21 protein-coding genes are annotated in these 18,820 nt (G+C 62.9%); 8 read left to right on the forward strand and 13 right to left on the reverse strand.

Features of this window, described 5'->3' with window-relative positions:
* Positions 1–2 precede the first annotated feature (2 nt).
* Positions 3–677 (reverse strand): DJ-1/PfpI family protein, encoded by a 675-nt coding sequence (locus NDB2M4_RS11295; RefSeq protein ID WP_072374750.1) that lies wholly within the window; start codon positions 675–677, stop codon positions 3–5.
* Between the two features lie 94 nt (positions 678–771).
* Here NDB2M4_RS11295 and NDB2M4_RS11300 point away from each other — a divergent pair, with 94 nt between their 5' ends.
* The gene (locus tag NDB2M4_RS11300; protein WP_072375092.1) at positions 772–1,344 is read left to right on the forward strand and encodes a TetR/AcrR family transcriptional regulator; all 573 of its coding nucleotides are present in this window, start codon (positions 772–774) and stop codon (positions 1,342–1,344) included.
* 63 nt (positions 1,345–1,407) lie between these two features.
* Here the strand turns inward: NDB2M4_RS11300 and NDB2M4_RS11305 are convergent, their stop codons facing one another.
* Positions 1,408–3,582 (reverse strand): sodium-translocating pyrophosphatase, encoded by a 2,175-nt coding sequence (locus NDB2M4_RS11305; RefSeq protein WP_072374753.1) that lies wholly within the window; start codon positions 3,580–3,582, stop codon positions 1,408–1,410.
* A 435-nt stretch (positions 3,583–4,017) separates the two neighbouring features.
* Here NDB2M4_RS11305 and NDB2M4_RS11310 point away from each other — a divergent pair, with 435 nt between their 5' ends.
* Positions 4,018–4,818 carry a hypothetical protein gene (locus NDB2M4_RS11310; RefSeq protein WP_072374756.1) on the forward strand — a complete coding sequence of 267 codons (801 nt, stop codon included), beginning with the start codon at positions 4,018–4,020 and terminating at the stop codon, positions 4,816–4,818.
* A 25-nt stretch (positions 4,819–4,843) separates the two neighbouring features.
* On the opposite strand, the gene NDB2M4_RS11315 is transcribed toward NDB2M4_RS11310, so the two are convergent.
* The 3 genes from NDB2M4_RS11315 to NDB2M4_RS11325 form a co-directional block, all read right to left on the reverse strand.
* Positions 4,844–5,191 (reverse strand): hypothetical protein, encoded by a 348-nt coding sequence (locus NDB2M4_RS11315; RefSeq protein ID WP_072374759.1) that lies wholly within the window; start codon positions 5,189–5,191, stop codon positions 4,844–4,846.
* Positions 5,192–5,346: 155 nt separating this feature from the next.
* On the reverse strand, positions 5,347–5,928 hold the full coding sequence (locus NDB2M4_RS11320; protein WP_072374762.1) for a GDYXXLXY domain-containing protein: 582 nt from the start codon (positions 5,926–5,928) through the stop codon (positions 5,347–5,349).
* Positions 5,925–7,022, reverse strand: coding sequence for a DUF2157 domain-containing protein (locus NDB2M4_RS11325; RefSeq protein ID WP_072374765.1), 1,098 nt, complete (start codon positions 7,020–7,022; stop codon positions 5,925–5,927). Before NDB2M4_RS11325 ends, NDB2M4_RS11320 begins: the two co-directional genes overlap by 4 nt.
* 155 nt (positions 7,023–7,177) lie before the next feature.
* Here NDB2M4_RS11325 and trmFO point away from each other — a divergent pair, with 155 nt between their 5' ends.
* Complete coding sequence (trmFO, locus tag NDB2M4_RS11330; RefSeq protein ID WP_072374768.1) at positions 7,178–8,587, forward strand: methylenetetrahydrofolate--tRNA-(uracil(54)-C(5))-methyltransferase (FADH(2)-oxidizing) TrmFO; 1,410 nt, start codon at positions 7,178–7,180, stop codon at positions 8,585–8,587.
* 12 nt (positions 8,588–8,599) lie between these two features.
* Here trmFO and NDB2M4_RS11335 read toward each other — a convergent pair whose 3' ends face one another.
* From NDB2M4_RS11335 to yajC, 6 genes are read right to left on the reverse strand one after another with little or no spacing between them, the layout of a single operon-like run.
* Entirely contained in the window at positions 8,600–10,552 is a 1,953-nt protein-coding gene (locus NDB2M4_RS11335) for an SGNH/GDSL hydrolase family protein (RefSeq protein WP_072374770.1), read from the reverse strand.
* A gap of 23 nt (positions 10,553–10,575) precedes the next feature.
* The gene (locus NDB2M4_RS11340; protein ID WP_072374773.1) at positions 10,576–11,385 is read right to left on the reverse strand and encodes a squalene/phytoene synthase family protein; all 810 of its coding nucleotides are present in this window, start codon (positions 11,383–11,385) and stop codon (positions 10,576–10,578) included.
* A gap of 54 nt (positions 11,386–11,439) precedes the next feature.
* Entirely contained in the window at positions 11,440–11,817 is a 378-nt protein-coding gene (locus NDB2M4_RS11345) for an Mth938-like domain-containing protein (protein WP_072374776.1), read from the reverse strand.
* Between the two features lie 25 nt (positions 11,818–11,842).
* Positions 11,843–12,889, reverse strand: a complete 1,047-nt coding sequence (gene secF / locus NDB2M4_RS11350) for a protein translocase subunit SecF (RefSeq protein WP_083556177.1) — start codon at positions 12,887–12,889, stop codon at positions 11,843–11,845.
* An 11-nt stretch (positions 12,890–12,900) separates the two neighbouring features.
* Positions 12,901–14,514: a protein translocase subunit SecD gene (gene secD, locus NDB2M4_RS11355; RefSeq protein WP_072374779.1), complete on the reverse strand. Its 1,614-nt coding sequence runs from the start codon at positions 14,512–14,514 to the stop codon at positions 12,901–12,903.
* 41 nt (positions 14,515–14,555) lie between these two features.
* Complete coding sequence (gene yajC / locus NDB2M4_RS11360; RefSeq protein ID WP_072374782.1) at positions 14,556–14,894, reverse strand: preprotein translocase subunit YajC; 339 nt, start codon at positions 14,892–14,894, stop codon at positions 14,556–14,558.
* A 243-nt stretch (positions 14,895–15,137) separates the two neighbouring features.
* Here yajC and NDB2M4_RS11365 point away from each other — a divergent pair, with 243 nt between their 5' ends.
* The 3 genes from NDB2M4_RS11365 to NDB2M4_RS11375 are packed head-to-tail and all read left to right on the forward strand — an operon-like array spanning position 15,138 to position 16,734.
* Positions 15,138–16,022, forward strand: a complete 885-nt coding sequence (locus NDB2M4_RS11365; RefSeq protein ID WP_072374785.1) for an ATP-binding protein — start codon at positions 15,138–15,140, stop codon at positions 16,020–16,022.
* Positions 16,023–16,041: 19 nt separating this feature from the next.
* A complete protein-coding gene (locus NDB2M4_RS11370; RefSeq protein WP_072374788.1) occupies positions 16,042–16,407 on the forward strand; it encodes a hypothetical protein in 366 nt (121 codons plus the stop codon).
* 54 nt (positions 16,408–16,461) lie between these two features.
* Entirely contained in the window at positions 16,462–16,734 is a 273-nt protein-coding gene (locus tag NDB2M4_RS11375) for a hypothetical protein (RefSeq protein WP_139247208.1), read from the forward strand.
* A gap of 25 nt (positions 16,735–16,759) precedes the next feature.
* On the opposite strand, the gene NDB2M4_RS11380 is transcribed toward NDB2M4_RS11375, so the two are convergent.
* Positions 16,760–17,074 carry a hypothetical protein gene (locus NDB2M4_RS11380; RefSeq protein WP_139247209.1) on the reverse strand — a complete coding sequence of 105 codons (315 nt, stop codon included), beginning with the start codon at positions 17,072–17,074 and terminating at the stop codon, positions 16,760–16,762.
* Positions 17,075–17,244: 170 nt separating this feature from the next.
* On the opposite strand from NDB2M4_RS11380, the gene NDB2M4_RS11385 reads away from it, so the two are divergent.
* Positions 17,245–17,532 (forward strand): DUF3175 domain-containing protein, encoded by a 288-nt coding sequence (locus NDB2M4_RS11385; protein ID WP_072374797.1) that lies wholly within the window; start codon positions 17,245–17,247, stop codon positions 17,530–17,532.
* Between the two features lie 10 nt (positions 17,533–17,542).
* Here the strand turns inward: NDB2M4_RS11385 and NDB2M4_RS11390 are convergent, their stop codons facing one another.
* Positions 17,543–18,190, reverse strand: coding sequence for a polymer-forming cytoskeletal protein (locus NDB2M4_RS11390; RefSeq protein ID WP_072374800.1), 648 nt, complete (start codon positions 18,188–18,190; stop codon positions 17,543–17,545).
* A gap of 255 nt (positions 18,191–18,445) precedes the next feature.
* Here NDB2M4_RS11390 and NDB2M4_RS11395 point away from each other — a divergent pair, with 255 nt between their 5' ends.
* Complete coding sequence (locus NDB2M4_RS11395) at positions 18,446–18,748, forward strand: hypothetical protein (RefSeq protein WP_072374803.1); 303 nt, start codon at positions 18,446–18,448, stop codon at positions 18,746–18,748.
* Positions 18,749–18,820 lie beyond the last annotated feature (72 nt).

Raw genomic sequence — 18,820 nt, forward strand, 5'->3', positions numbered from 1 at the left:
GGCTAGGCCGCATTCCCTTGTGCGCGGTCGTATTCGATGTCGCCGCGATAGCCGTCATACGCCCTTGCGTACTCCATCACCCGTGCCACCTCGCTTATGAACGCTTCGTCGTAACCGGCGCGGCGCAGCAGATGGAATCCGACCTCCATCCCTGAAGCGATGCCACCGCCCGTAATGATGCGTCCGCTATCGACCACACGCGCCCGCGAGATGCGGCACGCCGGAGCAATCTCCGCCAGCCTGTCGATCGGCACCTTGCCCATGTTCGACGCTTCGAGACGATCCGGCTCCTTGCGGTTGGTTGCCGCCCGTCCGTCGAGTAACCCCATCCGCCCATAGATCCACGAGCCGGTGCACACCGAAACGAGGAGCGTCTTCTGCGGCAACCCTCGAATGAAATCGTGCAGGCGCCCGTTGTTTAGCTCCTGCCGCGTCCCGAAGCCACCAGGGATCAGGAACGCATCCATATCGGGCTGATCCGCGAAGGCATAGTTCGGCAGCACGGTGAAGCCCGCCTGCGTCTGGATCGGCCGCAAGCTCTCGGCAACGAAGAACGCATCGAGCTCCGGATCGAAGCGCCGCGCCACCGAAAAAACTCCGTACGGCGCTGCAAAGTCGATGATCTCCAGATCTTTGCAAATGTAGACCCCGAGACGAAATCCAGCCTTCACAGCCATAGCGCAACTCCACTGATATACAGATCTGTCTATATTGGTAGACAGACTTGTCTACTCATGGCAAGAGGTAAATCCACCAACCCGGATGAAGGCCATGTTCAAAGCGACTGAAAAACCGACGTCGGCACGCGCCAAAATTCTGGAGACGGCGCTGAGGCTCTTTTATGCGCATGGGACACGCGCTGTCGGCATCGACCGCATCATCGCCGAGTCCGGCGTTGCCAAGATGAGCTTCTATAACAACTTCCCATCCAAGGCCGATCTCATCGCCGCCTTCCTCGATGAACGGCACGTGCGCTGGATGGCCTGGTTTCGCTCAGCTCTCGACGCACGCGATGCCAAGCCCGGCCACCGGCTGGCATCCGCCGCCGACGTGCTGCGCGAATGGTTCACCGCACCGGATTTTCACGGCTGCGCCTTCATCAACATTCTGGCTGAAACCGAGCGCACCAGTGAGCGCGAGCGCACCATCGCGGGCAATCACAAGTCCGATCTGCTCGCCGTGCTGACCGAGTTGGCACGCGCAGATGGCGCTGCACGGCCAACAGAAGTCGGGCGCCTCGCGCTCATCATTGTCGAAGGCGCCATCGTGCGCGCCGAGATGACGGGCGAAGGCGCCAAGGTCGCTGCCGACGCCAAGCGGCTTCTCGCGGGCCTCACCCAATAGGCCTGCAAACAAAAAGGCCCGGCACAATGGCCGGGCCTTCTCGTCAGCACTTGTGATCGTGCATCAGCCCATCTGGGCCAGCACCGCCAGCAGCAGCAGCGCTACGATGTTGGTGATCTTGATGGCGGGGTTCACTGCAGGGCCCGCGGTATCCTTGTAAGGATCGCCGACGGTGTCGCCCGTGACCGCTGCCTTGTGGGCGTCGCCGCCCTTGACGTGCTTCACGCCATTGGCGTCGATGAAGCCATCCTCGATCGCCTTCTTAGCGTTGTCCCATGCGCCGCCACCCGACGTCATCGAGATGGCAACGAAGAGACCGTTGACGATCACGCCCAGCAGCATTGCGCCAACGGCCGAGAAGGCCGCGCTCTTGCCGGCCACGCCACCACCCGCGATGAAGTAGATCGCGAAGAAGAGAGCGATCGGCGACAGCACCGGCAGCAGCGACGGAATGATCATTTCCTTGATCGCCGCCTTGGTCAGCAGATCGACGGCGCGCGCGTAGTCAGGCTTGGAGGTCCCCTTCATGATGCCGGGGTTGGACTTGAACTGACGCCGCACCTCTTCGACGATGGAGCCCGCCGCGCGGCCAACGGCCGTCATGGCGATGCCGCCGAACAGGTAGGGGATCAGACCACCGAGCAGCAGGCCGACCACCACGTACGGGTTAGACAGCGAGAAGTCCGGGCTGACGCCTTTGAAGTAGGAGTAGCTCGTCGCCCCTGCCTGGTTGGCCTCGGTGATGAAGTGCTGCAGGTCGTAGCTGTAGGCCGCGAACAGCACCAGCGCGCCAAGACCGGCCGAGCCGATGGCATAGCCCTTCGTCACAGCCTTCGTGGTGTTGCCAACCGCGTCGAGCGCGTCGGTCGAACGGCGCACTTCTTTCGGCAGCCCAGCCATTTCGGCGATGCCGCCGGCGTTGTCCGTCACCGGGCCGAAGGCGTCGAGAGCGACCACCATGCCGGCAAGGCCGAGCATCGTCGTGGTGGCGATTGCCGTGCCGAAGAGACCAGCGATCGAGTAGGTCGACAGAATGCCGCCAACGATGACGATCGCAGGCAGCGCGGTCGACTCGAGCGAAACTGCAAGGCCCTGAATCACGTTGGTGCCGTGGCCGGTGACAGAAGCCTGCGCAATCGAGCGAACGGGCTTGTAGCCGATGCCGGTGTAGTACTCGGTGATCCAGATGATGAGCCCCGTCACCGCAAGACCGATCAGGCCGCAAATGAACAGGTTGTAGCCGGTGATCGTCATGCCGGCCGCCGTGCCGACCTCGCCGAAGCCGCCGAGCACGTAGTGCGTCGCCGCCCACAGACCCGCAACCGAGAGCACCGCGCTGGCAAGGAACCCGCGATAGAGCGCGCCCATGATCGAGTTGTTGGAGCCAAGCTTCACGAAGAACGTGCCGATGATCGACGTGACGATGCACGCCGCGCAGATGGCCAGCGGATAGATCATCAGGATGCCGAGGTTCGGCTGGCCTGCGAAGAAGATCGAGCCCAGCACCATCGTCGCGACCACCGTCACGGCATAGGTCTCGAACAGGTCGGCTGCCATGCCGGCGCAGTCGCCGACGTTGTCACCGACGTTATCGGCGATCGTTGCCGGGTTGCGCGGATCATCCTCAGGGATGCCCGCTTCGACCTTGCCGACGAGGTCACCACCGACGTCCGCACCCTTGGTGAAGATGCCACCGCCGAGACGGGCGAAGATCGAAATGAGCGAGGCGCCAAAGCCCAGCGCGACCAGCGCATCCGTGACCGTGCGGTCATTGGGAGCAAGCTCGAGCCCGCCCGTGAGGAACAGGTAGTAGCCAGCGACCCCCAGCAGCGCCATACCGGCGACGAGCATGCCCGTCACCGCGCCCGACTTGAAGGCGATGTCGAGACCGCGGGCCAGCGAATGCGTCGCTGCCTGCGCCGTGCGCACGTTGGCGCGCACCGAGACGTTCATGCCGACGTAGCCAGCAGCACCCGAGAGAACGGCGCCGATCAGGAAGCCGAAGGCAACGAGCGGTCCAAGCAGGAACCACGCGGCGACGAAGATAACCGCACCGACGATGCCGATCGTCGTGTACTGGCGATTGAGATAAGCCTGCGCGCCTTCGCGGATCGCGGCCGCGATCTCCTGCATGCGTGCATTGCCGGCGTCGGCACTCATCACCGATCGGATCGTGTACGCTGCGTAGGCGAGCGCAAGCACGCCGCAGGCGACGATCCCCCACAGAAACTCCGTCATTATGTGAACCCCTTTGGCGCCCTAGAAAATCAGAGCCTCTCCGACACTGCGCACGCAGCATCAGCGGCTCGCTTTGGTTGGCGATTTGCGCGCGGAACATGCCAAAACAGGGGGCCAGATGCAACACACTGCCGCAGTCGTGCCTTGCGAACTCAAGTGTTTCTGAGGATTACCGAAAGCGGCTGTGTGCGGGATCGCGCCAGACCCTCGTCAGACTAAATGACGACACGCTGGCCTCTCCGCCCCAATGCCGAGCTTTACGATGTCGGAAAAGATATCGCTGCAGCGCAGCAAATTACCGCCGCGGGGGTGATTATTTCTGCGGATCAGTGTATTACGCGTTGGGGACGTTGCTTATCGGTACGCGATCGCAACTTGAAACACGGGGGGTGACGCCGTGCGCTTTCAGCTGACAACATGTGAAGTGCGCCTGTGATGCGGATCACAGAACGAGGCAACCGAGGGGCGATCTGGCAAGAGTTCATCCGCGTCCAGAATGGCCAGGTAGTCGATAACCTCGCTCGCGCTTTCCACTTGCCGCGCCCCAAGGCGAAGGCAGCCATCCTGGAGATGCTTGATGATCTCCAGGGTCTTCTGGGCGACCAAGCGCTTGGCCGCCCCACTCTGTCCCGGCTGATCGAGATCATCGGCAAGAACAACTACGAGCAGGTCCTCAACGACGCGACCCTCATGGGCGCCACCTCCACGCAGGTGATCGGCACGGAAGCCCTGACCGCACTCACCGGGCACAGCCAAAGCTCACGTATGGCCGGGCGCGCCGCAGAAGCCGCCGAGATCAGTCCGATGATTGCCGAGTATCTGCTGCCTGTCGTCAGCGCGATCTTTCTCGGGGCCATAACGACCAGAACCCGCGCAGCTCTGCTCGCTCTCGCGCGCAATGAGGAAGAACCCACCTACGTGGATCCCTCTGAAGCGCCAGCAGGCCAACTCCCGGTCGGCCGCGGGAGCAGCGGACTGTTCAGCGGCACCACCGTCTTGACGCCGAACGCCGGGCCCGACCGCGAAGTCCTCTTCCGCGAACTTGCCGAGCGCCTGCGCACGTCCGACGACAACGCCACGCTGGCCCGCGCCCGCGCAATCATCAAAGCAGGCCTCGGCAATCAGCCCGTGCACCATGCCCCGTGGTTGGCACAAGTGCAGCAATGGACCTGCGCATCGCTGCAGAACGCGGGTAGCCACATACAATCACGGCTGCGCAACCTGCGCAGCCGTTGATCTCGATGCAGCGATGTCCTCTGCCTTACTTGCAGGGACGGGCTTCGACGTCGCACGTCCAGCCGCCGCCCGTAGGTGAGCAACCAATCTTGCGGCTACCGGCCCGGCTGAAGCGAGCCCAGGCGCTGCCGTATTCAAGGTCGGTGAAATCCTGCCACGAAGCGATTGCAGCTCTTTGCGCGGCAGCCTTCGAGCTCTTCGTTCCACTGCTTCCGTAGTGCCAGTGATCCGTCATGCACAGACGGCCACGTTCGCGCCGTACCGAATGGATCGCCGTGGCAAGACCCGTATCCGAAGCAGCAAACGCTGGCACAGAAGGTGCCGCGGCCACGAGCGCACCGAACAGCAGCACATACATTGACTTAGGCAACATCCCCCACCCCCGTGGCTTTTGACAATGATTTGTGTGGACACTGCCAGATTCCGCTTGGCACCTCGATAGGGCCGTGACCCCGAAAAGAAACAATCGGCGCTTTTAGCGGCAAACCGGCCACAGGCGCCGCCTTATTCCGAACCGCCATAAAAGCGCTAAAGCAAGGGCTCGTCGTAGACTTGCTTGCCGTCCGACATGAGCCCCTTGATCGCGGCCCGCCCATCGGCATCGATCGCGATCACCGCGGAAATTTTCTTGTCGCCGACCATCTTCTCGAGCTCGCGTCCTGCCCCTTCCGGCACAAAGAAGCTCTCGATCCCGTATTGCAGCGCCACCACTACCGACTCTTGCTTGTTATCGAGGGTTGGTTGCGTCGTGTAGTCGACGCGGCCCTGGATCACGACCTCGTCCGGTTGAACCGTCCGCGGCGGCTCCGTTCCGCCGGCAACCGTCTGCCACGTCTCGCCTGCGCCCTTCTTCAGCGTGACGTAGAAGGGGGCGTTGCGCTTCGGCGGCTTCGTCCCTGGCGGCAGGGTATAGCGCGAGATGTCATAGCCCAGGACGACGTAGTCGCCGCGGAACAGACTGCGCGGATCGACGGGGATCACCTCGAGCACCACTTCGCGCCCGTTTGCGAGCAGCGAAACTCGGTCCCAGATCATCCAGCCCAGAACAGCCGCCTGCCCCAGCGCCACGGCGGCGATCGCCACCCAGAGATTGCGACGCTCCGTGGTCATGACGAGGCCTCCAATCCAGGCTGAACGCGCGCGTGCAGTCGATAGGCTACGACTGCCAGGAGAATGACGAGAATGCCCGCTGACAGGAAGAAGAACGACGAGCCGAGCAGCGAGCCTACCGTCTTGAAATAGATACCCAGCACCTCGATCGAGAAGCCGGCATAACCGAGCCATAGCAGAGCGGGGCTGCCGAGCCGCAAGCCCAGCGCGATGCTGCCCAAGACTAGTGCGAGGCTGAGGATCGCCAGCAGGATGAAGTAATCGAGCGGCAGCTCCTTCATGAACTGCAGCGCGAATAGACCTGCGTAGGCGATGCACAGGCCGTAAGCCGCGCCCTGCATCGACCATGGCGACAGCCGCTCATCCACTAGCGGCGCGGCGATGCCTGCTGCAGCAATGAGCAGGCCGAGCCCTACGACAACGCCATGCCCGTTTCCATCGAACAACCAGTAGCCAAGGCTGATGATCCAGATCGCCATGGCCACAGCTGCCAAGTGCAGGCCGCCGCTCCAGCCGCGCCACGCGATCGCTGCCGTCACCGCGCCCCAGCCAATGAGGAACGGCCAGAACACTTCTCCCGTGTCACCCGTTTCCCAGCCGGCCCACAAACACACCAGCAGCATCGCCACCGCAAGCGCCGGATTGGATTTCAGGATCACGCCCGCAGCAAGCGCACCCAGCGCCCATGTCAGCACGGCATCTGGCGGATTCCCTTCGATGTGGAACATCTGCGCGATCAGCATGATACCGGCGCCGAAAATCGAGACGCCGACCAGCACAGCCGCATGCGCGAACGTCGGGTGGCAGCGTTCGAACAGTACGCCGGCAACACCGTAAGAGGCGAACAGCCCGCCGAAGATCAGCGCCAGTCGGAACAGCCTCGGCATCTCGTTCCAGTGGGCTGCGATGAAGCTCATTGCGCCGAAGCCGATCAGCACAGCGCCCAGGATGCCCAGCGCCGACGCCAGATCGAGTTTGCTCGAATCTGTGCTGGCCAAGTCGCGGCGAATGTTGGCTTCTCCGTCCTGGCTTATCCAGCCCGCCTCACGCCAGCGCACGAGGTCTCGGTCAAGGCGCTTTGCATAGCGTGACATATAGGTTCCTGGGCTGATCCCGGGGCTTATTCTCTCGCCGGACGATATCGGGGCGCCCGGTGCAAAACAATGTCGCGAATGCGGCCCGGATTTGCCCGGGCCGTTAACGCTAGCCACATTGAGACAGAGCGGGCTTTCCATTAGGTTGCGCCGCCATGCAACAGATGAAGCCCATACACGTCGTCGGCGGCGGCCTCGCCGGCTCTGAAGCCGCCTGGCAGATAATCTCGTCGGGTGTCCCGGTCGTTCTCCACGAGATGCGGCCTCACCGCATGACGGACGCCCACAAGAGCGAGGGCCTTGCCGAGCTGGTCTGCTCGAACTCGTTCCGCGCGGACGACTGGGAGGCGAACGCGGTTGGCCTTCTACACGAGGAGATGCGTCGAGCCGGCTCGCTTATCCTTTCCGCGGGCGATGCAACCAAGCTGCCGGCCGGCGGCGCGCTGGCGGTTGATCGCGACGCATTCTCCGCCGAGGTCACCCGTCGCCTGACCGAACACCCGCTGGTAACCATCGCACGCGAGGAAATCGCCGGCCTGCCGCCCGCCGATTGGGACAGCGTCATCATCGCCACTGGCCCGCTCACCTCGCCAGAGCTGAGCGCGGCCGTCCGCGAGATTACGGGCGAAAAGGATCTCGCCTTCTTCGACGCCATCGCACCGGTCATTCATCGCGATTCGATCGATACCTCGATCGCCTGGTTCCAGTCGCGGTACGGCAAGACCGGTCCCGCAGGAACGGGTGCCGACTATCTCAACTGCCCGATGAACCGCGACGAGTACGAAGCCTTCATCGATGCCCTGCTCGCCGGCGAGAAAACCAGCTTCAAGGAGTGGGAAGCTTCGACGCCATACTTCGACGGCTGCCTGCCAATCGAAGTGATGGCTGAGCGCGGACGCGATACGCTGCGCTATGGGCCGATGAAACCCGTTGGCCTCGATGACCCGCGCACCGGCCGCTGGCCGCATGCAGTGGTGCAGCTTCGCCAGGACAACGCGCTCGGCACGCTGTGGAACATGGTCGGCTTCCAAACCAAGCTGAAGCACGCCGAGCAGGTTCGTATCTTCCGCATGATACCGGGTCTGCAGGAGGCCGAGTTTGCGCGCCTCGGCGGGCTGCATCGGAACACCTTCATCAACAGCCCGAGATTGCTCGACGGCGCGCTGCGCCTGAAGGCAATGCCGCGCCTGCGCTTCGCCGGCCAAATCACCGGCGTCGAAGGCTACGTCGAAAGCGCGGCGATCGGATTGCTCGCCGGCCGCTTCGCCGCTGCTGAACGCCTCGGCCACCAGATGGCCGCGCCGCCGAACACAACGGCTCTCGGCGCGCTGATCGCGCATATCACCGGCGGCCATCTCTCCGATGGCGACTCGTCGTTTCAGCCGATGAACGTCAACTACGGGCTGTTCCCGGAGATCGAAGGCCCGCAAACGGATGCTGACGGCAAACGCCTCAAGGGCAAGGAGCGCGGCCGCGCCAAGAAGCGTTCCATGAGCGTCCGCGCACTCGCCGACATCGACCGCTGGCTCACCGATACCGCGCTCACCATGAAGGCCGCCGAGTAAAGTCGCTAGCCGTCAGTGAAGTCCGATTGACGCCTCCGGCAAGTCGGGCGCCAGTAGCGGGCGTTCCGCGCCTTGCCCGTACTTTGCCAGTACGCCGCGCGCCTTGTGCACGACGGCGTCTGCAATCGCCGCCTGACCTTCTGCTGTCGGGTGGAACGCGCCCGAATAGGTCGAGGCCAGCACCAGCTGGAACCACGCCAGCGCGTTGAGCTTGAGCGCCTTCTGCATCAGTGATGCAGCGACGTGGAAATTGCCCGTCATGAATGCATCGTTCGGCGTGCGGAACCACCGCTGCCGCGGAATGTACGCGCGATAGTCTGCCGGGTTGTAGGGCCGCCAGCCGTCGGCCGTCTTGCGCGGCAGGCGCAAATCATCGGCGATGTTCGCCCCGTCGTATGTCGTGCCGGCACACAGGCCGCGGCCGACGAACTCCCGCCGATGGCCATCGACGAACGTCCATTCATAATGGTCCGCCGCTTCCTTCATCGCCGTGTTGAGCTTGTCGGCGATCCACGTGCCCACGCGCAGCTTCGTCTCGCTCAACTGGAAATCGGGCAATACGTCCATGCCCTCGACGCCATCGGGGCACGTGCTGACGCCATCACCCTGCAACGCCATGCCCGGATACGCTGTCAGCAGCACGCGGTCGGACTGCTCCCACGGAATGTGCAGCAGATAGTGGATGGCGCGATTGAGCGATTTGTAGCGCAAAATCAGCGCCTCGAGGCCCAGGCTCGCATCGTCGAGACTGTGCACCTGGCCGAACCAGCCGCCAAGCATTCGCAGCGTCGATTCGTCCGACAGCACCGAGTTGGCGAGCAGACGAGAGAACCCGACGTCGTTGCCGCCGATAGAAACCATCATCAGGTCGATCCGGCGCGCATTCAGCGGATCGCATTTGCGCAGCACCAACCCGCCCTTCAGCTCCGGAATCGTACCGTCCATGTGATACGCCTCGGGCAAGTCCTGCATCGGCGCGTCGTGCTGATCGCACTGCGCCGACGCCACCGCCGAGATCTGAGACATGTCAGCCGGATGCGGCACCCACTCGTTGCCGGCGTAATTGAGAAACAGCCCGTACGTTACTTCCGACCCCGAGCACGCAACGCCCACGTACGTCACCGCGCGATGATCGTCCTCGATCGACAACTGCAGCGCGGCGCGCAACTGATGCGAATAGAGCGAACGGTGGCAGCCTTGGTCGAGCCAGCGCGCGTTCTCGTCGATGAAGGGCTTGTCGCCGATCTGCTTCCACGCGCCGACGCGCGCTGGATAGCCGGTCAGGTCGCCACTGTCCGAGCGAGTCCCGTAATCAGCCGAGCGGTCGCGCGAGAAGCGCACCGGAATATCGGGGTTACCTTCGCCCGAAGCAAAGCTGTCACCCATGCCGACGATGAGAAGGTCATGCACCTTCACGTCGACGTTCGCGACCTCGCGCCCGCCGATCTCGACCGATACGGCGGCACCGTCGGGATAAGGGATGTCGAAATGCGCCTGCTCGCTGCAAGCTTGCACCACGGCATCGCCACGCACTGGACCGCCACGCGGTGCCGTCAGCCAAGTGCACGTGAGCCCCGCCGCTTCGTCGATGTTATCGATTTGCAGCGTGACGCGATGCGACTGCGGGTTGATGTAATCGCGCACCTCTTTGCACTCGAACCGGTTAGTGCGCGTGTTCCAGCACGTATCGCGGAACATCGTCTCCGCCCAACCATTCTCGTGCCGAATGCTAAGCGCCTGCTCTGCGGCCAGGATCGGCCGTTGCAGCTGATCCGCTGGCGGCAACGCCAGGAACGTTGCGCGATGCACTTCCGTATCGGCTGCATCGGTGAAGAAGCGGAATTGGTTCTCGACGCGCCACGTGATCTTGGGCACGGGCAGTTGCGTCACTTGCGCGGCTGCAGGCGCGACCGCCACCCCAACCAGCGTCAGCAGCAGTGCGATTATTGCTGCCCTCAGCGACATGTGCTGCCCTCGCCCCTTCCGGACTAGAAGCGCCCAAGCCTCTTCGCAACGTAGATGCGCCACACACGCGTCAATGGCGAAATCGTTGCCTGCTCATCGATGAGCTTGGAACCAAGCCCCTCCAAAGCCGCCAAATAGGGCTCAACAAGGGCAACCGGCAGTATGACATCGCGAATGGCGGCCGGGGCAAGCGGCGCAAGTCGCCGCACCTCGGCCATGGCGTTGCGCGTTCGGGCGATCAGCACCCCGGTGATCATCTCCCAATCCCCGGTGTTCGGCGCCACAAAAGGATTGTGCCCTTTGCGCAGCAAACCCGGCAGCGCGCGCATGAGTTGTACCCGCCCGTAGGCCTGCGATGCTGCCCTGATCAGCTCCGAACCCGAAGCCGCGCCAATACCCAGCCGACGGGCCGCCCAGCCAAATGCAGCCCCCTGCCCCATCGTCGCGAAGGCCTCGACCGCGCCCGGTCGGCTCAAAGCGCCCGGGTGCAGCAGCTCCTCGTAAGCGTCGACGATCGATATTGCGTCCTCGACCGCGGCGTCGTCCGCACACAGCAGTCGCTGCACACCCTCCGCCACGGGCGATCCCGGCGCTTCGCCCGAACCGCGGTTCTCGATGACGTCCCGCCACCATTGCAGACGGATCGCCCCGATCGTTGGCTCATGCACAACGACGGGCACGCGCGCGATCTCGCCATGAAAGGCGGCGATCGTCATCAGGTCTAGACGGGCGACTTTCGGCGACAGCAAAGCGGCGAGATAGCGGTCGTAGTCGAGATCACGAGCTGCCTCGCGCACCCCGTCTTCCGCCACTACCTGCGTCGTCTCACCCATCCTCGATGCCTAACGATGCTCGCCGCCGGCCAACAGCCTTACGCGACCCTGCGCTCAGACAGCAATGAAAGCCGCACCAAAATCGCGTCCTTCGGCCAGCAGCACGTTATAGGTGCGCGCAGCAGCGCCCGTGCTCATCGGCTCGAGCCCAATTCCAGCGTCTGCAAAGAGTTTTCGCACGGGCTCGGGCGGCAATTGATGCTCCAGACCCGTCCCCAGCAATATGAACGACGCGCGCGGCAGCTCTTCGATGAGCTTGGCGCAATCGTCCGGCTTCAAGTCCTGCACCGCCGTCACGTCCCAGCCGTACATCCCGCTCGGCACGACGATGACCGAACCCCAATGGCTCATGTCGGCAAATCGGAACCCACCGTTGCCGTAGGCATCGATGGGCGCGCGACCAGGAAAATGCGCTTTGCCCGTCGTCGACATGCGACCCTCCGGGCTCAACCTCGTTTCAGCGGGCAGCCTTGTTCGGCACCTGACGGCCACCACCGCGAGCTGCTTTCTTCGCCCGGTCAGCTCCCGCCGGAGTAGCAGGCGCAATTACCGGCCCGGCATCGGCCGGCTTTGGAGCCGACCCAACCGTGTCACGCTTCACGCCAAGGTAACCCAGCAGCGGCGCTGCGATGAACATCGACGAATAGGTACCGATGATGATGCCGAACAGCATCGCAAACGAGAAGTTGCGGATCACCTCGCCACCGAAGACGAGCAGGGCCATGATGCCGGCGATGGCGGTCATGCCCGTAAGGATCGTGCGCGAAAGCGTCTCGTTGATCGAGATGTTCAACAGCTCGTTGAGGTCCATGCGCTTGAACTTGCGCAGGTTCTCACGAATGCGGTCCGACACGACGACCGAGTCGTTCACCGAGTAGCCCAGAATGGTCAGCAGCGCCGCAACGATCGACAGGTCGAATTCGAGCCCCAGCAGCGAGAACACGCCGACCGTGACCAGCACGTCGTGCAACAGCGCCACCACCGTACCGGCCGCGAACTGCCATTCGAACCGGAACCACACGTAGATGATGATGGCGATGATCGAGGCGAACACCGCGATCAGGCCGGTGCGCCGCAACTCGCTCGATACGGCAGGTCCCACCACCTCGATGCGCCGCTGCGTATATTCCGGCCCGAGCGTGTCGATGACTTTCTTCATCGCCACTTGCTGCTCGGATTCACCACCCTTTTGCTGCTCCACACGGATCAGCACGTCGGTGTCCGAGCCGAAGCTCTGGATCTGCACCGAGCCGATGCCCAGCGCGTTCAGCTTCTCGCGCATCTCGCTGAGCGGAGCCGGGCCGTTCTTGTGCTGCACCTCAATGAGTGAGCCACCCACGAAGTCGACGCCGTAGTTCAGCCCCTTCGTGAAATACAGGCCGAGCGAGCCCGCCATGAACATCACAGAGAGAACGAAACACAGCCCCTTGTAGCGCATGAACGGGATGCGCAGGTTGTGCGGGAAAAAGTCGAAGCCCTTGAAGTCGGGAACGGGGAAGAACATCGTTTTCCTCTTTAGACCGGCACTTCGACGATACGGGACTTACCCTTGCTCTTGATCCAGAGCGAGACGAGCAGGCGAGTGACGGTCACGGCAGCGAAGACCGACGTCAGAATACCGATCGTCAGGGTAACGGCGAAGCCGCGGATCGGTCCCGAGCCCAGCCAGAACATAATGACTGCAGCAGCCAGCGTCGTCAGCTGGCTGTCGAGGATGGTGATCCACGCGCGCTGGAAGCCCTGGTCGATTGCCGCAATCGGCGACTTCCCGGCTCGCAGCTCTTCGCGGATGCGCTCATAGATGAGCACGTTGGCGTCGACCGCCATGCCGATGGTCAGAACAAAGCCGGCGATGCCCGGCAGCGTCAGCGTCGTTCCAATCACCGTCATCAGCGCGATGATCAGGAACCCGTGCACGATAAGGCCGAGCACGGCGAAGATGCCGAACGTGCCGTAGGCCACGATCGTCAGGATCGCGGTTGCCAGACAGCCGACGAGACCAGCAAGTTTGCCCGCCTCGATCGAATCCGCACCGAGCGATGGGCCGACCGTACGCTCTTCGACGATGGTCAACTTCGTAGGCAGCGCGCCGGAGCGAAGCTGCACCGCGAGCGTGTTCGCGCTATCGACGGTGAACTGACCCGAAATCTGACCCGAGCCGCCAAGGATCGGCTCGCGGATCACCGGCGCCGACAGCACCTTGTTGTCGAGCACGATGGCGAACGGCTGGCCCACGTTGTCTTTCGTGTAGTTGCCGAACTTGCGCGCGCCCGACTGATTGAAGCGGAACGAGATGATCGGCTCGTTGGTGCGCTGGTCGAAGCCCGGCTGCGCATCGGTGAGATCTTCACCCGACACGATCGGCGATTCCTGCAGCAGATAGTTGCGGCCCTCGCCCTCCCCGCCGGGGTAGACCTTGTAGCCGAGCGGCGCGCGCGTCTGTGTCGCTTCTTCGGCTGTCATGGAAGGATGTACGGCATGGAAGGTGAGCTTGGCGGTCTGCCCAATCAGCTCTTTGAGCTGCTTGGTGTCCTGCAAGCCGGGGAACTGCACCAGGATGCGGTCCGTGCCCTGACGCACGACCGTTGATTCAGACGTACCCAGCGCGTTGACGCGCCGATCGACCGTTTCGATGGCCGCGCTCGCCGCACTCGAAATGCGATGCTGCATGCCCGCCGGCGTCGGCGTGATGGTGATCGTGTCGTTGCCGATCGTCTCGACCGCGAGATCGTTGCCGCCGCCCCCGAGCATTGCGGTTCCGATCGGCTGAATGAGCTTCTTGAGCGCGGTCAGCGCCTTGTCGAGATCTTCCGGCTTCGTCACCTTCACCTGAACAGCACGGCCAACGATGCCAAGGCCGGTGAAGCCGATCTTCTCCTCGCGCAGCTGCTTGCGGGTGTCGTCGCGGATCGCGTTGAGCCAGTCCTTCTCCAGCTCTTTGGTGTCCATCGCCAGAAGCAAGTGGGCACCGCCCTGCAGATCGAGACCCAGCGGAAGCTGCTTGTGCGGCATCCACCACGGCCACTTCTCGACCGTCTCCTTGGCGAAGAAGTTCGGCAGCGTGAACAGCACACCCGCCAAACAGACGAGCGTGACCGCGATGATCTTCCAACGTTCGAAGTGCAGCATCTGTCAACCGATCCCGTTTGCGCGATTGCGGCGGAGCGATCTCACGCCGTCTCTTTCGCGACCTCACCCTTGCCACGCACGTCCATCAGCGTCGACTTGACGACGCGAACGCGCAGGTTGTCCGACAGCTCGACCTCGACTTCATCCGAAGTATCCGACGCCTTGATAACCTTGCCGACGAACCCGCTCGACGTGACCACCGTGTCGCCCCGGCGCACCTGACCGATCATCTCGCGATGCTGCTTGGCGCGCTGCTGCTGCGGACGGATGACCAGGAAATAGAAGATCACGATCATGATCAGCATTGGGAACAACAGTCCGCCGGCTCCGCCGAGCGGATCGCCGCCTGCTGCCTGAGCAAATGCTGGTGTGATGAACATGCTTCCGTCCTCTTAGGGGTGTTGGGCAACAGCGGTCGATTTCTGCGCGCGCGCAGCCAGGAGCGTCTGCTCTGCCAGAAAAGTGCCGTGGACTATAGTGGCCGACGCTTCCTTTGCAACCGAAAGGCCAATGGTGCGCCGCCACAGTATTAGAGTGACTTGCCACCAGTCGGCGCTATAGAAGCACCCACCCTCTCACGGCAAGCAAAAAGCGCCATGCACCCCGAAAATGCGGGATCAACGATGAACGATGAAGCCGCGATTCTAGACCGTCTAGACCGCCTAGCCGCCGCATTGGAGCGCTTGGCTCCCCGTGCCCCGGAAAAGCCCGATTTCAACGCCGCCGAAGCCTTCGTCTGGAGCGCCGAAGACCAGCGCTTTGTGCCGGTCCCGATGGTCAACCGCATCCCCTTGCAGCTTCTAAAGGGCGTTGAGAACGTCGCGCCGCAGCTCGTCGAGAATACTGAACGTTTCGCACTTGGGCTTCCGGCCAACAACGCCCTCCTATGGGGAGCGCGCGGCATGGGCAAGTCGTCTTTGGTAAAGGCGGCCCACTCCGACGTGCGCCAGCGCCTGGCCGGCAAGCTTTCCGCATCAGGCAGCGACCTCAAGCTGGTCGAGCTCCATCGCGAGGAGATCGCATCTCTGCCCCAGTGCCTGGCGCTGATGCGCCAGAGCCCCCACCGTTTCATCGTCTTTTGCGATGACCTGTCTTTCGACAAGGACGACACGACCTATAAGTCGCTGAAGGCGGTGCTGGAGGGCGGCGTCGAGGGGCGTCCGGAAAACGTCATCTTCTATGCCACGTCGAACCGGCGTCACCTGATGCCGCGCGAGATGGTGGAGAACGAGCGCTCAACGGCCATCAGCCCTTCCGAAGCCGTCGAAGAGAAGGTCTCCCTGTCTGACCGCTTCGGCCTCTGGCTTGGCTTCCACAATGGCACCCAGGACCAATATATCGACATGGTCCGCAGCTACGCCAAGCATCACAACTTCAACATGGCGGATGACGAGCTGGTACGCGAGGCATTGGAATGGAGTGTCACCAGGGGCGGCCGATCCGGCCGCGTCGCATGGCAGTTCACACAGCATCTCGCCGGCAAGCTCGGACTTCACCTCCGCACCTAGCGGAACCCCGGAACGCACTATGGAACGTGCAACCATGCGCATCATCTACCGAGGCCTCGCAGGCCTCGCCCTGACGCTCGCCTTTGCCCTGGCCCCAGCTGCCGCCCAGGATTTCGTTGGCAAGTGGGCCCTCGACCCCGCCAATTGCGGCGCCCCGCAAGAGAGCGAGAACGCCCCCCTCGTCATCGCCAATGATCGTTACGACCAGCACGAAAGCCACTGCACCTTCAAATCCATCGAGGGCGGCAACGGCGAGTGGAAGATTGGCTCCGAATGCACGGTTGAAGGCAGTGCCATGCCGTACGACTTCAGCCTCACCCTTTCAGGCGACACACTGACCGTTACCGACAGCGGCGGGCCGCGCGACTTCCTGCGCTGCAAATAAGACGACGCCGATCACCCATACTGGCACTTCGAGATGCGAATATTCCGCGCATTGATGGCAGTGGCTCTACTGGCGTGCCTGTCTCCGCTGATCGCCATGGCCATTGCCGATGCGATCGCACAATGGCACGGCTGCAAGCTCGACCTCGTCACGGTCCACCCCTGCATTGTCGGCGGAGAGGACATTGGCCACACCCTGCTCACGCTCGCCTTCATGGGCTATTTCCTGATGGCGACGTTTCCCGTCGCTATCGGGGTTCTCTCCGTCTGGATCATCATTGAAGTCGCCGCCTGGTGGCGCAGGCGCGCAGCTAGGACAGCCGCCTAGGCGCCTCAGTCCAACTGGTGAGCTGCTAGGCGAGAGAGCGCGGTTTGCGCGCGGGCGGCGGCGCACTTGCCCGCCGCAGCAGATGCACCAGCTCTGCAACGAGCCAGACCGTCACCGTCAAGATCAGCAACGGCACGCTGAAGAAGGTGCCATAGCTGAAGGTGCCCAGCACTTGCACCAGCGGCCCGATATCGCTTCCGGCTACGACGCAGGTAAGGGGCATGCCGATGTCGTATTGGCAACCCGCAGCGTATGCCACGACGCTCGCCGCCAGCGCCGCCGCAATTGGCAGCAGGCACAGCAGCACTACGACACCAACCATCTTCCGGAAGATACTCAACGCCGCCTCCCATGCCTCTTCAGGCTCCGAGCACGGCCAATCTAGGTCAAGCAGGCAAAGAAATAGACTCTTCCGCCTTGGCGCATTTGCGCAAAATGCTCGCAATAAGCCTTACGGCGCCTTTGCACTCTCCTGGTCTTCTGGAACTCCAGGAAGCTGAGGATCTACCCATGACCGACAAGGCCCAAAAATGGTCGAAGGAAGTCACCGAGCACGACCACCCGTTCGATCTTCCTTCGGGGGTTTTCAAATCGGCCGACCCCGACGTGATCGCGGCTGCACTGCAGCACTCAGCCGAGGATCCAAAGCGCGGATCGGATGATCCCTATCGCACAGCCATGTCGATGCTGGACTTCTATATCAACCGCGCCGGCAAGAACCTGTCGGGAAGCGATCTTACTGCACTTGAGCAGGCGAAGGTCGCGCTCCGCAAGCGCTTCGGCCGCGCGACTGACTGACGGCGGCCGATTAGCGGACGGCGACGTTCACCGTCTGCGCAGCACCCGAAGTTGCACCCGACATATCCGCGACGACGACTGCAAAGCTGGCGCGCGGATCATCTGTGCCATCGTGCCTGAACAGCACCGTCCCTCCCTCGAGATCGGCCTGGGTGAAAGTGCCGACGGGGCTCACCGGATCGTTGGCGAGCACCACGAAGCCGTTTCGCACCTGGGACACGGTGAAGGTGAGATTCTCGGCGCTGTCGTCGGGATCGAGCGCCGATAGATCCTGCAGCGTAATGCGCACGACTTTTCCTTTGTCGACCGACAGATCGAGATCGCCCGAGATCGACGGCGGGATGTTGCGCATCTCAGCCGAAAGCTGGCCGCCCATCTCCATCGCCAGCTTGCCGTACTTGACGTTGCCGACGACTTCTCCGCTCTCCCGGATGCTGATCAGCTGGCGCACCACGACGTCGCCCTGGAGCGTGCCGCGCACATCAGCCTGAGCAACGTTCACTCTTCCGAAGCAGCGGCCGCCGGGCTGCACGACCAGCATATCGCCCTCGATCTCGCCCTCGATGTAGCCGAAGACTTCGATGCGCCGCGCATTGCGGACCCCTCCTTTGAGGAAGGTGTCTTCCCGGATGATGAGTACGCGAGACGGATCTTCCACGGGCAGGCCCTCATTCCCCAACGCCAAGCGGCAGCATTCTGATCAGGATTAAGCCAGCTTGGTGACAACCAGGAGCGCGAATGCCCCACGAGGTAAACGCCGTGCCGGGCGTCTCCCATCCGCAACTGCCCGGACACACTCGGCACACAATCCACAGACCTCGGAGGTTCCTCGTCTTGAGATCGCAAGGCCGCGGGAGCAGCTTACGGCTCACTTCGTGGCTTAATTGCTCAGCGCCCGCATTTGGAGGGGTAAATGTCCAAGTTGAGATCCTTTATTTTCGTGGCGACCGCCAGCCTCTGCGCCCTCGCACCGACGATTGCCTCTGCCGCACCCGCGGTTCCGCGTGGCGCGACCGACTGCCGTGGCTTCCGTGCTGTTGGCAGCGGGCTGACCCAGAGCATCGCCACGCTGATGGCGACGCAGGGCGCTATCAATCTGGCTGAGAACCGCGGCTTCACGGTTATCGGCGATGCCAAGCTGCAGTCTTGCTCATCGGGCGGTGTGTTCGGTGTCGAGTGCGCCGCGACCTCTTACGCCTGCAAGATGCCGCATTAATTCGCCGCCCCAAAGGCGAGCACCGCGCCCATTACAGCGCTAGCCCACCGTGCTGGACAGCGATCTGACGCT

Source organism: Hyphomicrobium sp. NDB2Meth4, assembly GCF_900117445.1.
GTDB lineage: Bacteria > Pseudomonadota > Alphaproteobacteria > Rhizobiales > Hyphomicrobiaceae > Hyphomicrobium_A.